Source organism: Streptomyces sp. NPDC005863 (assembly GCF_042871345.1).
Lineage (GTDB): Bacteria > Actinomycetota > Actinomycetes > Streptomycetales > Streptomycetaceae > Streptomyces.
This window is the reverse complement of sequence record NZ_JBIAII010000006.1, coordinates 196,619-210,382: the sequence shown is the minus strand read 5'-3', so window position 1 is coordinate 210,382 and position 13,764 is coordinate 196,619. Positions and strand designations below refer to the sequence as shown.

The following is a 13,764-nucleotide window of genomic DNA, read 5'->3' as shown; positions in this document are numbered from 1 at the left end:
AAAGAAATGTCTGTGCATTGAGGGGTGTCGCCCGGGATGCCGGCCTGGGGCGCGTCGCGGGCGCCCGGCCTGGTGTGTGTCGCGAGTTGCTCGCCATGCACGACGAAGCTCGACCTTAAAAGGGCCGGGGCCCCGGGATCGGCAGCACCAGGGGCGACCGGGCGGCGACTTCCCTGCCGTGGCCGCCGGTTGGGCCCCGCGAGAGGCCTCGGGCATCAGGAGACGGCGGCCGCGGTGTGGTCCGGCGGCACGTCGCGCAGGCGGCGCAGCGGCGAGAAGAGTACCCAGAGGCCGCCGAGGCTCGCGCCGACGACGCCGACCCACAGGGTGGGGCGCAGCCCGATCCAGGTCGCGAGCGCGCCTCCGACGAGCGCGCCCAGCGGGATGGTCCCCCAGACGATCCACCGCACGGCGGCGTTCATCCGGCCGAGCAGCTCCGGCGGGCAGAGCTGCTGCCGGTAGGTGACCTGCGCGGTGTTGTAGACGATGGCGCCGAAGGTGAAGGCGAACCAGCCGATCCCGAAGAAGACGACCCGCCAGCCGTTGTACGCCAGCGGTACGAGGTAGGAGGGGACGCCGCAGGCGAGCGGCGCCAGCCAGATGATCCGGGCGGAGCCGACCCTTCGGGCGAGGCGGCCCGCGAGCAGTCCGCCGAGGACGCCGCCGACGGGTCCGAGGGCGAGCAGCAGACCGGCCTGGCTGGAGGAGAGTCCCAGCTCGCGCACGAGGAAGGGGATCTCCATCGCCGAGGCCATGTGGGAGAAGAGGTTCACCGTGGCGGTGCAGGCGACGATGCGGCGCAGCACCGGGTGCCGGACCACGAAGCCGAGGCCTTCGCTCATCTGCTCGCGGAAGGTCGTCCGGGGACCGTCCGGGCGGGCCGGCTTCGGCTCCGGGGTCCTGATCAGGAACAACGAGACGGCGGACACGAGGAACGACAGCGCGTCGGCGACCAGCGCCCTGGCCCCGCCGATGGCCGCGACGAGCACGCCCGCCACCGTGGGCCCGAGCGTGGCGGCGGCCGAACTGGTGGTGCCCAGCTTGCCGTTGGCGTCGATCAGCTGTTCCTTGGTGACGAGCGCCGGCACATAGCTCTGGTACGCGACGTCGAAGAACACCGTCAGGGAGCCCGTGACGAGCGCCACCACGCACAGGTGCGTCAGCGTGAGCGTGTCCAGGTACCAGGCCACCGGCACCGTCGCGACGACCGCCGCGCGCACCAGGTCGCACCACATCATCAGCCGGTGCCTGGCGACCCGGTCCACGATCACGCCGGCCGGCAGCGCGACGAGCAGGAAGGCCAGTGTGCCGAGCGCGGTGAGCAGGCCGACCTCGAAGTTGGAGGCGTCGAGCGCGGTGATGGCGAGGAACGGCAGCACGAACGGTGTGATCATCGAGCCGACTTCGCTGACCGTCTGGCCGCCCCACAGCAGCATGAAGTCGCGGTGGCGCAGCAGGGAGGGGCGTGCGGTGTCGGCGGCGGGCTCGGCCTCGGTCACGGCATCAGTCCGATGGGTCGTAGGGGCTCGGCGACGGCGGCGGCGAGCAGGGTGGTGTACCGCGCGGCGAGCCGCCGCGCGGTGGTCTCCTGGAAGAGGTCCGCGCTGTACTCCAGGCGTCCCCGGCAGTCCGCGCCGTCCTGGACGAGCGAGAGGGACAGGTCGACCTTGGCGGTCCGGGTGTCGCCGAACTCCCTGGTCACCCGGCAGCCTTTCAGCCGCAGTCCGGGCGCGGCCACCCGCTGGAGGCTGAACATCAGCTGGAACAGCGGATTGGCGCCGGGGTCCCGCTCCGGGTTCAGCTCCTCCACCAGGAGTTCGAACGGCATCGCCTGGTGGGCCAGGGCCGCCCGGCTCTCGTCGCGGGCCCGCAGCACCAGGTCGCGGAAGCTCGTCCCGTCCGGCACGTCGAACCGCTGCACGACCGTGTTGCCGTACATGCCGATCAGCGCGAACTGGCTCTCCCGGCTCCGCAGCGCCACGGGCGCGCCGACGACGACCTCCGGGGCGCCGCTCTCCTCCCGTACCAGCGCGACGAACGCGGCCAGCATCACGACGTACGGCGTGGTGCCGCAGGCCCGTGCCAGCAGGCCCGCCCCGGCGACGGTCCCGGGCCCGATCGTCACCGGCACGTGGGCGCCCGCGAAGCTCCACACCGCGGGGCGCGGGTGGTCGGCCGGGATGCTCGCCAGCGGCGGCAGGCCGGCCAGGTGCTTGGTCCAGTGCTCCCGCGCCCGGTCCAGGGCGGTCCCCTCGACCTGGTCCGCCTGCCACCGGGCGAAGTCCGCGTACTGCTCGGTGAGCTCGGGCGGTTCGGGGACGCGTCCCGCCGCGAACGCCTCGTACAGGAGCGAGAGTTCGCTCTCCAGGACGGTGAGCGACCAGCCGTCGCACGCGATGTGGTGGAGCGTCAGGCAGAGCACGTGCCGGTCGGGCGCGACGGTGAGGAGCAGCGGCCGCAGCACCTCACCGGCCGCCAGGTCGAACGGCCGCCGCGCCTCGGCGGCGGCGAGCCGCTCCGCCTCGCCCGCCGGGTCCTCGTGCCCGGTCAGGTCGACGCGCGGCAGGCGTACCGGCTCCGCGGGCCCGATGACCTGGCGCACGGTGCCGCGGGACATCCGGTAGCCGGTCCGCAGCACCTCGTGCCGTCGGACCAGCTCGGTCAGGGCCGCTTCGAGGGCCGGGGCGTCCGGCTCCCCGTCGATGCGGTGGACGACGGGGACGGAGTAGGCCGGGCTGTCCGGGTGGAGCCGGTCGAGGATCCACAGCCGCTTCTGCGCGTACGAGACCGGGGGGTCACCGGTCACGGGACACCTCGGCGGGCGCCGCGCCGGACAGCCCGGCGGACACCTCGGCGGCGAGCCGCTCGATCGTCGGGTCGTAGACGTACGCGCCCAGCTCCACCCGCACCCCGAAGCGGGCGTTGACGCGGGACAGCAGCCGCATCGCGAGCAGCGAGTGGCCGCCGAGCGCGAAGAAGTCGTCGGTGACGCCGACCGAGGGCAGGCCGATCAGCTCGGCGGCGATCGCGGCGAGCTCCCGCTCCAGGTCGGTGCGGGGGGCCACCGCGGCCGTGTCCTCGCCGTCCACCGGCACCGGCGGCAGCGCCGCCCGGTCCACCTTGCCGGTCGTCGTCAGCGGCAGCGCGGGCACCACCGCGAAGGCGGACGGGATCATCCACTCCGGCAGCGTCGCGGCCAGGAACTCCCGCAGGCCGGTGGGCGTCCGGCCGGGCTCGGCGGGGGACACATGGGCCACGAGCCGCGCCTCGCCCGAGGAGCGGTCGGCGACCACGGCGACCTCGCGGACCTCCGGGTGCTGGCCGAGGACCGCCTCCACCTCGCCCGGCTCGACCCGGAAGCCGCGGATCTTCACCTGGTCGTCGATCCGCCCCAGGTAGTCGAGCCGCCCGTCCGGCAGGACCTTCACCAGGTCCCCCGTGCGGTACATCCGGGCGCCGGGCTCCTTCGCGTACGGGTCCGGCAGGAAGCGCTCCTCGGTCAGGTCGGGCCGTCCCGCGTACCCCTGAGCCACGCCCGGGCCGCCGATGTACAGCTCGCCCGTCTCCCCGGCGGCGACCGGCTCCCGGTCCTCGCCGAGCACATAGCAGTCGGTGTTCGCGATGGGCAGGCCGATCGGCACCGAGCGGGCGTCCTCGGGGAGTTCGGTCAGCTCGCCGCAGACCGCGTAGGTGGTGGCCTCGGCCGGGCCGTAGCCGTTCACCAGGCGGGCGGGGCGTACGGCGGGGTCAGCGGCGAGCAGGCGGCGCACGGCGGTGACGCTCAGCGCGTCGCCGCCGACCATCAGGGTGTGCAGCCCGGCGAAGGTGTCCGGCCGGTCGGCCATCACGGTGGTGAAGAGCGCGGAGGTCAGGAACATGGTGGTGATCCGGTGCTCCGTGAGCGCCGCGGCCAGCGCGAGGGGCGAGAGGACCGTCGCGGTGGGGATCACGACGACCGTGCCGCCGTTCAGGAGCGCCCCCCACACCTCGAAGGTGAAGACGTCGAAGGAGGAGTTGGACACCTGGGCGATGCGCTGGTGGGGGCCGAACTCCAGGTAGTCGGTGTCGCGGACGAGCCGCAGCACCGAGCGGTGCTCGATGACGACGCCCTTGGGGCGGCCGGTGGATCCCGAGGTGAACAGGATGAACGCGGGGTCGCGGGGCCCGGTCGCGGCCTGCGGCAGACCGGCCGGGTCCTGCCGGAGCCCGGCCTCGCGCAGCTCCTCGGCGGTGACCGTCACGGCCGCCTCCGCGGTCGCCAGCATGTACTCCTTGCGCTCCGCCGGGTACTCCGGGTTGATCGGCACATAGGCGCCGCCCGCCTTGACGATGGCGAGCACCGCGGTGACCAGTTCGTGGCCGCGCTCCAGGAGCACGCCCACCCGGGACCCGTCCCGCACGCCCCGCTCACGCAGCAGCCCCGCGAGCCGGTCGGAGCGGGCGTCGAGTTCCGCGTACGAGAGGGTGTGGGCGCCGTCCACGACGGCGGGCGCGTCCGGTCCCGCCTTGACCTGTGCGGCGAAGGCCGCGGGTATGGACGTGTCGGCCGGGTAGGGGGTCACGGCCCCGCGCAGGATGCTCACTTGCTCTTCTCCAGTTCGCTGTCGAGGGACTCGGCGTGGGTGGTGGCGCGTTCGCGCAGCTCGTCGTCGTACCGGATGCGGCCGCCGGGACCGGCGAGGCGGGGCGAGGCGACGGCGGTCCTGCGGATCATCGTGACGCTGTTCTGCCGGAGCTTGTGCGCTTCGAGGAGGTTGAGGACCTCCAGCTCGCCGGGCCTGGCCCGTTGCAGTCCGGCCAGATAGCGCAGGATCGCCTCGCCCTCCGGGTAGGTCATCAGGTAGTGCAGGACCACCACACCGCCGGCCGGGTTGACCCGGTCCAGGAAGTGGTCGAGGAAGTACAGGCAGTCCCACGCGTCGACCCAGGCGAAGTCGATGGGCGCGAAGTCCTCGGGCAGCGCGGCGTCGGCCTCGCGCAGCGCCGCGTCCACGAAGGTGACCCGGCCGGTGAGCCCCAGCTCGTCGAGGACGTCCTCGACCTGCCCGGCCGACGACTCCGGGATCGACCGGTCGTCCACGGCCACGAACCGCGGCCGGTACGGCTCCAGGTAGGCGGCGGGGGCGGCGAGCGCGGGCTCCGCGCGCAGCCAGTCGTCGTCCAGCGGGGTGCCGGCGCGCAGATACGGGCGGGTCTTGGCGGCGAGCTGCCGTGACTCCTCGGCGGCCTGCTCCTGGGCGTCGGCCAGGGCGGCCGCGAGGAACGGGGTGGTGTAGCCGGAGCCGACCTCGAGGACCCGGCGGGGCCGCGTCATCCGGATCAGCCCGGCCAGGAAGGGGGCGACGGCCTCGGTGCCCATGCCGGGCACCCGCAGCCGGGCGACGGCCCGCGCGAAGGCGGGGCTGTCGACGGTCGTGCCGGTCCGCTCAGCCATGGGAGTGCTCCGCCGCGTTCAGGTCGGCGATCCGTTCCAGGCCCTTCATGACGGTCCCGGGCGGCAGTCCGAAGTCGATCAGGCAGGCGATCTCGTCCACGCCGATCCCGCGCAGCCGCTCCACCGCGCGCGCCGCGGTCTCCGGCGAGCCGAGCAGCCCGCAGTCGTCGACGTAACGGTCGAAGGAGCGCTGCACGATGAACTCCACGTCGGCCTCGTGCAGTTTGGCGGGGTCGATGCGGCGCCTGCCGTCGAACCCCGAGCCGAGGAGCAGCCCGAGCGAGCCGCGCAGATAGCGCAGGAGCGGTTCGCGCACCAACTCCCGTACGTGGTCCGCGTCGTCGTCCAGATAGGTGTGCACCATCAGGACCACGTGCCGGCCGCCCGCCGCGCGGTACTCGGCGATCTTGTGCGCGAGGTCGTCCAGGTCCTGGCCGAGCAGATGGGTCAGGACGCCCGCGCCCATGGCCCCGGCGGCCCGGAAGGTCTCCACGCTGCCCGAGCTGGTGATCCAGGTCGGCAGTTCCGGCTGTACGGGCCGGGGGTGGACGGACACCTCGCGCTCGGTACCCGCCCCGTCCGGGAAGGCGAGCGGGGCACCCCGCCAGAGCTCCTGGACCTGGCGCACCTGGTCGGCCATCAGCCGGCGGCGGTCCGCGTACGCCTCCGGGCGCAGCGCGAAGTCGGCGGCGTGCCAGCCGGACGCGAAGGAGATCCCGACGCGGCCGCCGGAGAGGTTGTCGACGACGGACCACTCCTCGGCGATGCGCAGCGGGTGGTGCAGGGGCGCCACGACGCTGCCCGCCCGGATCGCCACGCGCTCGGTGACGGCGGCGACGGCCGCCCCGGTGACGGCCGGGTTCGGGTACAGGCCGCCGAAGGGGTGGAAGTGCCGCTCCGGCGTCCATACGGCGGCGAGGCCGTGGGCGTCCGCGAACCGGGCGCCGTCGAGCAGGAGTTGGTACCGGGGCCCGGCGAACTCCTCGCTGTCGCTGGCGAAGTAGAAGAGGCTGAAGTCCATGCCGGGCCGTTGCGCGGCCGGGGTCCGGGCCGGGGCGGGGGGTTCAGGCGAGTGCGCCATCGTTGACCTCACTGACGATGCGGCGGAGCGCGCCGCGGTCCACCTTGCCGTTGGCGTTGCGGGGCAGGGAGTCGAGATGTTCGAAGCGGCGCGGCACCAGGTGGATCGGCAGCGTCGCGCGCAGCGCGCGGATCAGCTCCATCCGCCCGGTGGCGCGCCCGGTGTAGCAGGCCACCAGATCGGTGACGCCGTCCCGGCCGATGCCGAGCACCACGGCCTCCGTCACCGCGTCGAGGCGCCGCAGCGCGGCCTCCACCTCGCTGGGCTCGACCCGGTAGCCGCGGATCTTCACCTGGTCGTCGAGCCGGCCCCGGTGGACCAGCTGCCCGTCCTCGACCCGGACACGGTCGCCGGTGCGGAAGTACCCGTCGGCCGTGAACCGGCCCTCGTCGTCGCCCGGGTCCAGATAGCCGTCGAACCGCTGGGGCCCGCGCACCCACAGCTCGCCCGTCTCCGGGACGACCCGGTGCTCCAGGCCCGGGTAGATCCGGCCGATGGGCACGGTGCCGTTGGAGGTCACCGGCCACCGCGCGGGGTCTGCCGGCAACCGGAACTCGGCGCAGGCGACGGTGAGTTCGGTCGGCCCGTAGAGGTTGTCGAGGGTGGCGTCCGGCGCCACGGCGTGCCAGGCCCGCGCCTGGTCCAGGGTGAGCTGTTCGCCGCAGAAGACGCTGTGGCGCAGGGCCGCGGGGCGTCCCGCGGCGAGCTGCCCGAATCCCGCGCTCACCGAGACGGCCGAGGGTACCGAGAACCAGTGGGTCAGCCCCCGGCCGCTCAGGTAGTCGACCGGGGCGAACAGCTCGGCCCGTGACGGCACCACGAGCGTCGCCCCGCCGCCCCAGGTGACGAACAGGTCGTACACCGACAGGTCGAAGGTCAGCTCGAAGGTGTGCGACATGCGACAGCCCGGGCCGACCCCGTACCGCGCGATGTTGTGGGCCAGGAACGGCAGCACCTGGCGGTGCCGGATCGGGATGCCCTTGGGCCGGCCGGTCGTGCCGGAGGTGAAGAGCAGATACGCGGGACGGTCCGGATCCGGCGCGTACGGCGTGAGCCGCCCCTCCGGCGCCGCCGCCCGGACCCCGTCGTCGTCGAGGAGCAGTACGGGGCGCTCGCCCGCCCACTCGGTCCCGCCACGTGCGACGGCGGCCGCCTCCGCCACGACCACGTCGACGCCGGCCGTCTCGCAGATGCCCTGATTCCGCGGAGCCGGATAGTCCGGGCCCAGGGGTACGACCGCGGCGCCGAGCCGCAGCGCCGCGAGGTAGCCCGTGTACGCGACGAGGCTGCGGGCGGCGAGCAGGCCGACGCGCTCCACCGTGCCGTGCGCGGCCGCGATCTTCTCCGCGAGAGCCTCGGCGCCCCGCAGCAGCTCGCGGTAGGTCACCGCGCCGCCTGCCGCGCCACCGTCTGCCGTACCGCTCTCCCCCGTACCGCTCTCCCCCGTACCGCTGTCCGGGAACTCGACCGCGGGGGCGTCCGGCAGCCGTGCGGCGGTGGCCGCGAACACCTCGTACAGGCTGCGGGTCATGCGCCGCTCCGCAGGAACTCCGCCTGCCGCCGCACGGTCGGATGCTGGAAGAGGTCGGTGGCGCGCAGCTCGCCCGGCGTGAGCTCGTTCAGCTGCTCCCAGAGCAGGAGCAGCAGCAGCGAGTTGCCGCCGGCGTCGAAGAAGCCGACGTCCAGGGGTATCTCGGTCTCGTCGTAGCCCAGGGTCTCGGCCCAGGCCGTCCGCACCGGGCCGATCAGCTCGTCCGCGTCGCTCACGTCATGCCTCCTGTCGCCGGCCGGCGCCGGTCAGCGCTGAAATCCTGGTGTCCGGGGCCGCGGTCACCGCGGCGAGCAGCCCCTCGTACCGCTCGGCGGCCCGGGCGACGGTCGCGGCGTCGAAGAGGTCCCCGTCGTACTCCCAGATGAGCTCGACCGCCTGGGTCGTGGCCTGGCCCCGCTGCCCGATCGACTGCTCGGCCCGCGGGATCGCGATGATGTTCAGGTCGAACTTGGCGCTCTTGTTGCTGACGCCGGGCACGACCTCGATCTCCAGGCCGGGGATCCGCACGGCGCGCGTCGGCGAGTCGTGGAAGGCGAACAGCACCTCGCACAGCGCCTGGCGGCCCGCCACCCGGGGCGGCCGCAGCGCCGCCACCACCCGGTCGAAGGGCAGCTCCTGGTTCTCCAGGGCGCCGAAGGTCGTCCTGCGCACCCGGCCGAGCAGTTCGCGGAAGGTCGGGTCGCCGCGCACGTCGGCGCGGAGCGCCACGGTGTTGACCAGCATGCCGAACATGCCGTCGACCTCGGGCCGGGTGCGGGCCGCCATCCCGGTGGCGACGCAGAAGTCGTCCTGCCCCGACCAGCCCGCGAGCAGTACCTCGAACGCGGCGAACATCACCGTGAACAGCGGCACCCGCTCCCGTGCGGCGAGCGCGCGCGCCGCGTCGGCCAGCTCGCCCGGCACCGTGAAGCGCGGCGCGTCACCGGTGAACCGGCGCACCGGGGTGCGGGGCCTGTCGGTGGGCAGGTCGAGGAAGTAGGGCACGCCGTCGAGCTGCTCGCGCCAGTACGCGAGCTGCTTGTCGGCGTCCGGCCCTTCAAGCCAGGACCGCTGCCAGACCGCGTAGTCGGCGAACTGCACCTCGGGTTCGGGCAGCGGCGAGGGCTCGCCGTTCACGTACGCCTGGTAGAGCACGCACAGTTCGTCGACGAAGAGGTTGAACGCCCAGCCGTCGTGCACGAGATGGTGTTCCTGGTGCAGCAGCACATGCCGCTCGTCGGCGGTCCGCAGCAGCCGCCACTTCACCAGCGGCAGCTGCTCCACCGGGATCTGCTCGGCGACCGCGGCCCGGATGACATCGGCCTCGTCCGCCGCGCCGGGTCCGCGCAGGTCCTGGACCGGCAGCTCGACCTCGTAGGGCGGGTGGACCACCTGGACCGGGCCGTCGGGGCCGTCGGAGAAGGTCGTGCGGTAGGCCTCGTGCCGCCGCACCACCTCGGTGAGGGCGGCGGCCAGGGGCGCGGCGTCCAGCTGCCCGGTGAACACGATCTTCGCCTGGAACTGGTAGGCGAGCATGCCGGGCCGCAGCTGCTGCATGAACCAGAGCCGTTCCTGCGCGCTCGACAGCGGCAGGGGCGTGGTCCCGTCGCGCGGCACCGGACGGATCTCGGTCATGTCGTTCATGCGTGCTCCTTCGTGGCTGCTGACGGGTCCTCGGCGAGCGCGGCCCAGTCGACCGCCGCACCCGCCACCCACAGCCGGCCGGTGGCGGCGAGCAGCAGCTCCCACTCCGTACGGCTCTCCAGACGGCCCGGCAGGGTCTGCACGACCGAGGCCAGGGCGTTCGACGGGCGGTCCGGGTGCCCGAGGGCGAGCCGGTTGAGCGCCTGGCCGGGGCCGAGCTCGACGAGCTGCGGGTCCGGCAGCCGCCAGATCTCGGCGAGCTCGTCCGAGAAGCGCAGCGTCCGGGAGAGCTGACCGGCCCAGAAGGCCGGGCTCGTCGCCTCCTCGGCGCGCAGCCAGGTTCCGGTCACGTTGGAGAGCAGCGGGACCTGCGGCGGGGCGAGCGGCACGGCGGCGAGCAGCTCCTCCAGGGGTCCGGCCAGCACCCCGGTCATCGTCGAGTGGTAGGCGTGCGCGGTCGCGAGCCGCTGGGAGGGCAGCCCCGCCCCGGTCAGCCGACCGACGGCCGCGTCGACGGCGTCGGCCGGGCCGGAGAGGACCGTCTGCTGCGGGCCGTTGAGCGCGGCGAGCGACAGCGGCCCGGGGAGCAGCCCGTCCAGCGGCCCGGCCAGGGCCTCCGGTGCGGCCGCGACGGCGAGCATCGCGCCCGGCGGCAGCTCGTCGACGAGCCGCGCCCGCCCGGTCACCAGGCCGAGGGCGTGCTCGACGGGGAACACCCCGGCCAGGCACGCGGCCGTGTACTCGCCGACGCTGTAGCCGGCGAGCGCGGCAGGCGGGGCGCCGAGCGAGGTGAGGGCGCGGGCCAGGGAGTACTGGAGCGCGAACATCAGCGGTTGCGCCACGACCGTGCGGTGGATCTCCTGCGGCGCCGTGTGCCGGTCGAAACCGCCCGCCGGGGCGGGGCTGCCGGGAAGCTCGGGTTCGGGCGGGAAGAGGACGGGGTGCAGGTCGAGGCCGTGTTCGTCCGCGAGCACCCGGAAGCAGCGGTCGAGCTCCTGCCGGAACACCGGCAGACACCGGTACAGGCCGGCGCCGAGCCCCGGGTACTGGTCGCCGACCCCGGAGAACAGGTACACCCGGGAGGTCTCTTCGCCGCCGCCGGTGAACACCCGCCGCAGGTCCCGCTTGCGCAGCCACCGCGCGGCGTCGCGCGGCGAGTCGGCGAGGACGGCGCGCCGTGCCGTGCCGGGCTCCGCCGGGGGCGCGGGCACCGCGGGCAGCCGCGCGAAGGCCGCGTCGTCCATCGCGTCGAGACGGTCGGCGAGGTCGTCCGTGGCCCGCTCCAGCAGCTCCGCGGTCGGCGCGCACAGCGTGAGCAGCCGCGGCGATACGGGTGTGGGTATGGATGCCGGTTGCGGCGAGGGTTCGCGTACGGTCACGGCGCCACCGCCGCCCGTACGGATTCCGGCCAGTTCGCCGGGTCCAGACCGTGCCGGCACAGGAACGCGTAGGCGAAACGCTCCAGGCCGAACCCGGCGCATCCGGTGAAGACCGGCTCGCCCGTCTCTCCGGCGATCCCGAAGGACCGGCCGAAGAACTGCTCGTGGTAGTTGAACGAACCCACGGAGACGTCGCGTTCACCGTCGAGCGGCAGCCGCAGCTCGTACTTCAGCTCAAGGAGCCGCTGCGACCAGGCGCGCGCCGCGGTCGTGTCGTTGAGGAAGAACGGATCGCCCGCCACCTCGCACCGCCCGCCCAGGCCGAGCGCGTCCACCAGCTCGTACGCACGCTCCATGAGCCTGCGACGCGCGTCGAGGACGAACTCCGGCGTCCCCAGGAAGACGATCTCGCGGATCGTGAAGTCCCACAGCCGCTCCAGGGAGCGCCGGTAGCGGGACTCGTTGCGGAACGACTTCCCGCGCGCGGTCACCACCATCGACGGCCGCGGCAGCGGGCCATCCGCGAACTGGTGGTAGGTGTGGAAGCACATGGTGGGCGGCAGACAGTGGTCGTGGCCGCCGCTGTGCGCGGTGAGCGCCGCCTGCAGGCCGCCGCCGGACGCGAGGTCGTCGAGGAAGCCGCGGTAGCTGTCGACGTCGCCGTGCAGCCGCGTCACGGTCATCACCATCTGCGGGAACGACTCGAAGTAGCCGGTGCGGCGCAGCGCGTCGGCGGTGATCAGCGTCGGGTAGCGGAACTCCTGGGCGCCGAACTCCTCGGCGACCAGGGCGCGGAGCAGCGCGTCCAGGTGGTCCATCAGCGACAGGACGGGCTCGCCGACGCCGATCTGGCCCGCACCCGCCTCGACGGCCGCGCCGCGCGCCACCAGCTCGTCGTACACGTCCTTGGCCGGCCCGGTGTCGGCGGCGCGCCAGACCACCTTGGGCTCCAGGAAACGCTGCCCGAGCAGGTCGTTCGCGGTCACCAGGTTGAGCTTGCGGGCGAGCTCGGCCGGGTCGGCCGGGGCGCTCCCCTCGGGGCCGTCGAGTTCCACGTCCACGGCGGTGATGTCGCCGGACGCGTCCGAGCGGACCAGGGAGAAGCCGGTGATCGTGTCGGAGACGAAGTAGACGCGCTGGGCCAGTTCCTGGGCGAGTTCGCCGGGCAGCGCCGGTTCCAGAGCGAGCCGGATGTTCGTCACCGCGACTCACCCCCGGACCCCGGCCCACCCGCGACCGGCCTGCCCGCAACCGGCCCGCCCGACAACGCCCCGCTCACGCCGAGGAGTTCGGCGAGGATGCCGCGCTGCACGGAGTTGGACCCGGCGTAGATCGGCCCGGCGAGCGCGTCGCGCAGCTCGCGCTCAAGTCCGTACTCTTCCAAATAGCCGCGGGCGCCGTGCAGTTCGACGGTGGCCCGCGCCGTCTCGACCAGGCCCTCGCTGATGAAGATCTTGGCCATGGTGGCCTCCTGGAGAGCGAGGCGGCCCTGCCGCTTCAGCCAGCCGACCCGGTAGAGCAGCATCCGCGCCAGTTCGAGACGGATCTTCATGTCCGCGATGGGGTGCGACACCGCCTGGAAGGTCCCGAGCGTCCGGCCGAACTGGCGGCGGGAGTTGGCCTGCCGCACCGAGGTCTCCAGGAGCCGCTCCATGGCGCCCACGTGCGGGGCGAACATGAAGGAACGCTCCCACTCGATGGTCGAGGTGAAGACCGGATAGCCGGCGCCCTCGTGGCCGAGCAGGTTCGCCGCGGGCACGTGCACGCCGTCGAACTCGACGACGCCCATCGGGGTGGTCCGCAGCCCCATCTTCGGCATCTCGCGCTTCTTCACCACGCCGGGCATGTCCGCGATGACCAGGAACGCCGACAGCTGGTCCTGCCGGCCGGGACCCGCACCCGTACCGGTGCGGGCGATCGTGACGTAGACGTCCGCCACCGGGCCGTTGCTGATGAAGCACTTGGTGCCGTGCAGCCGGTAGCCGTCGCCGTCGCGCTCCGCCGTGGTGGTCATGGCGAGGATGTCGGAGCCCGCCTCAGGCTCCGAAAGGGCGTGCGCGCCGACGAGCGAGCCGTCGCACAGGCCGGGCAGGAAGCGCCGCTTCTGCTCGTCCGTGCCGTGCAGCAGCAGATAGATCACGCAGCCCCAGAGGTGGTTGTTCACCGCGAACACCAGGCCGTTGTCGGGGCAGGCGTAACCCAGCGCCTCCAGCGCCATCATCGTGGTCAGCGGGTCGAACCCGCGGCCCCCGTACTCCTCGGGCACCGGCCAGCCCAGCACGCCGAACTCGGCGCACCGCCGCCAGTCCTCCCGCGGGAAGCGGGCGCCGCGGTCGGCCTCGGCCGCGTCACGGCCGAGCTCCGCCCGGGCGAACGCGATGATCTCCCGGCGCAGCCGCAGCTGTTCGGGCGTCGGCTCGACGATCACGCGCCGCCTCCGGCGAGCGCCTTCTTGTGCTCCACGAACTCCGATATGGCCGTGATGGAACGGAAGTTGGTGAAGGCGAGGTCCTCACCGGCGACGGCCAGACCGTAGGTCCGCTCGACCCACATCACCAGCTGCACCGCGAAGAGCGAGTTCACCAGACCCGAGGCGAACAGGTCCTCGTCGTCGTCCACCTCGACGCCGTGCACGTGCTCGGCGAGGAACTCCCGGATCAGGACCTTGTCGTCCTCGGTCGTCACATCAGCCATG

Annotated in this window: 12 protein-coding genes; all 12 read right to left on the bottom strand. The window is 73.4% G+C overall.

Annotation, left to right across the window (positions count from 1 at the left end):
• Positions 1-215: 215 nt before the first annotated feature.
• From ACFYO9_RS22470 to ACFYO9_RS22415, 12 genes are read right to left on the bottom strand one after another with little or no spacing between them, the layout of a single operon-like run.
• Positions 216-1,499 carry an MFS transporter gene (locus tag ACFYO9_RS22470; RefSeq protein WP_358710675.1) on the bottom strand — a complete coding sequence of 428 codons (1,284 nt, stop codon included), beginning with the start codon at positions 1,497-1,499 and terminating at the stop codon, positions 216-218.
• Positions 1,496-2,806 (bottom strand): condensation domain-containing protein, encoded by a 1,311-nt coding sequence (locus tag ACFYO9_RS22465; RefSeq protein ID WP_358710673.1) that lies wholly within the window; start codon positions 2,804-2,806, stop codon positions 1,496-1,498. The genes ACFYO9_RS22470 and ACFYO9_RS22465 overlap by 4 nt, the downstream gene beginning before the upstream one ends.
• On the bottom strand, positions 2,796-4,583 hold the full coding sequence (locus tag ACFYO9_RS22460) for a non-ribosomal peptide synthetase (protein WP_358774891.1): 1,788 nt from the start codon (positions 4,581-4,583) through the stop codon (positions 2,796-2,798). Before ACFYO9_RS22460 ends, ACFYO9_RS22465 begins: the two co-directional genes overlap by 11 nt.
• On the bottom strand, positions 4,580-5,434 hold the full coding sequence (locus ACFYO9_RS22455) for a hypothetical protein (protein WP_355807623.1): 855 nt from the start codon (positions 5,432-5,434) through the stop codon (positions 4,580-4,582). The genes ACFYO9_RS22460 and ACFYO9_RS22455 overlap by 4 nt, the downstream gene beginning before the upstream one ends.
• A complete protein-coding gene (locus ACFYO9_RS22450; protein ID WP_355807625.1) occupies positions 5,427-6,515 on the bottom strand; it encodes a MupA/Atu3671 family FMN-dependent luciferase-like monooxygenase in 1,089 nt (362 codons plus the stop codon). The genes ACFYO9_RS22455 and ACFYO9_RS22450 overlap by 8 nt, the downstream gene beginning before the upstream one ends.
• Positions 6,499-8,046 (bottom strand): AMP-binding protein, encoded by a 1,548-nt coding sequence (locus ACFYO9_RS22445; RefSeq protein ID WP_358774893.1) that lies wholly within the window; start codon positions 8,044-8,046, stop codon positions 6,499-6,501. The genes ACFYO9_RS22450 and ACFYO9_RS22445 overlap by 17 nt, the downstream gene beginning before the upstream one ends.
• Positions 8,043-8,282: an acyl carrier protein gene (locus tag ACFYO9_RS22440; protein WP_355807629.1), complete on the bottom strand. Its 240-nt coding sequence runs from the start codon at positions 8,280-8,282 to the stop codon at positions 8,043-8,045. Before ACFYO9_RS22440 ends, ACFYO9_RS22445 begins: the two co-directional genes overlap by 4 nt.
• 1 nt (position 8,283) lies before the next feature.
• The gene (locus tag ACFYO9_RS22435; protein WP_358774895.1) at positions 8,284-9,690 is read right to left on the bottom strand and encodes a condensation domain-containing protein; all 1,407 of its coding nucleotides are present in this window, start codon (positions 9,688-9,690) and stop codon (positions 8,284-8,286) included.
• Positions 9,687-11,069 (bottom strand): acyltransferase domain-containing protein, encoded by a 1,383-nt coding sequence (locus ACFYO9_RS22430; protein WP_358774897.1) that lies wholly within the window; start codon positions 11,067-11,069, stop codon positions 9,687-9,689. Before ACFYO9_RS22430 ends, ACFYO9_RS22435 begins: the two co-directional genes overlap by 4 nt.
• On the bottom strand, positions 11,066-12,271 hold the full coding sequence (locus tag ACFYO9_RS22425) for a hypothetical protein (protein WP_358774898.1): 1,206 nt from the start codon (positions 12,269-12,271) through the stop codon (positions 11,066-11,068). The genes ACFYO9_RS22430 and ACFYO9_RS22425 overlap by 4 nt, the downstream gene beginning before the upstream one ends.
• On the bottom strand, positions 12,268-13,497 hold the full coding sequence (locus ACFYO9_RS22420; protein WP_358774900.1) for an acyl-CoA dehydrogenase family protein: 1,230 nt from the start codon (positions 13,495-13,497) through the stop codon (positions 12,268-12,270). Before ACFYO9_RS22420 ends, ACFYO9_RS22425 begins: the two co-directional genes overlap by 4 nt.
• Positions 13,494-13,763 (bottom strand): phosphopantetheine-binding protein, encoded by a 270-nt coding sequence (locus ACFYO9_RS22415; RefSeq protein WP_358774902.1) that lies wholly within the window; start codon positions 13,761-13,763, stop codon positions 13,494-13,496. The genes ACFYO9_RS22420 and ACFYO9_RS22415 overlap by 4 nt, the downstream gene beginning before the upstream one ends.
• Position 13,764 lies beyond the last annotated feature (1 nt).

Excerpts from the sequence above, each read along its gene's own strand:
- ACFYO9_RS22455 (WP_355807623.1), bottom strand. The coding sequence starts at position 5,434 with ATGGCTGAGCGGACCGGCACGACCGTCGACAGCCCCGCCTTCGCGCGG.
- ACFYO9_RS22450 (WP_355807625.1), bottom strand. The coding sequence starts at position 6,515 with ATGGCGCACTCGCCTGAACCCCCCGCCCCGGCCCGGACCCCGGCCGCG.
- ACFYO9_RS22445 (WP_358774893.1), bottom strand. The coding sequence starts at position 8,046 with ATGACCCGCAGCCTGTACGAGGTGTTCGCGGCCACCGCCGCACGGCTG.
- ACFYO9_RS22435 (WP_358774895.1), bottom strand. The coding sequence starts at position 9,690 with ATGAACGACATGACCGAGATCCGTCCGGTGCCGCGCGACGGGACCACG.
- ACFYO9_RS22415 (WP_358774902.1), bottom strand. The coding sequence starts at position 13,763 with ATGGCTGATGTGACGACCGAGGACGACAAGGTCCTGATCCGGGAGTTC.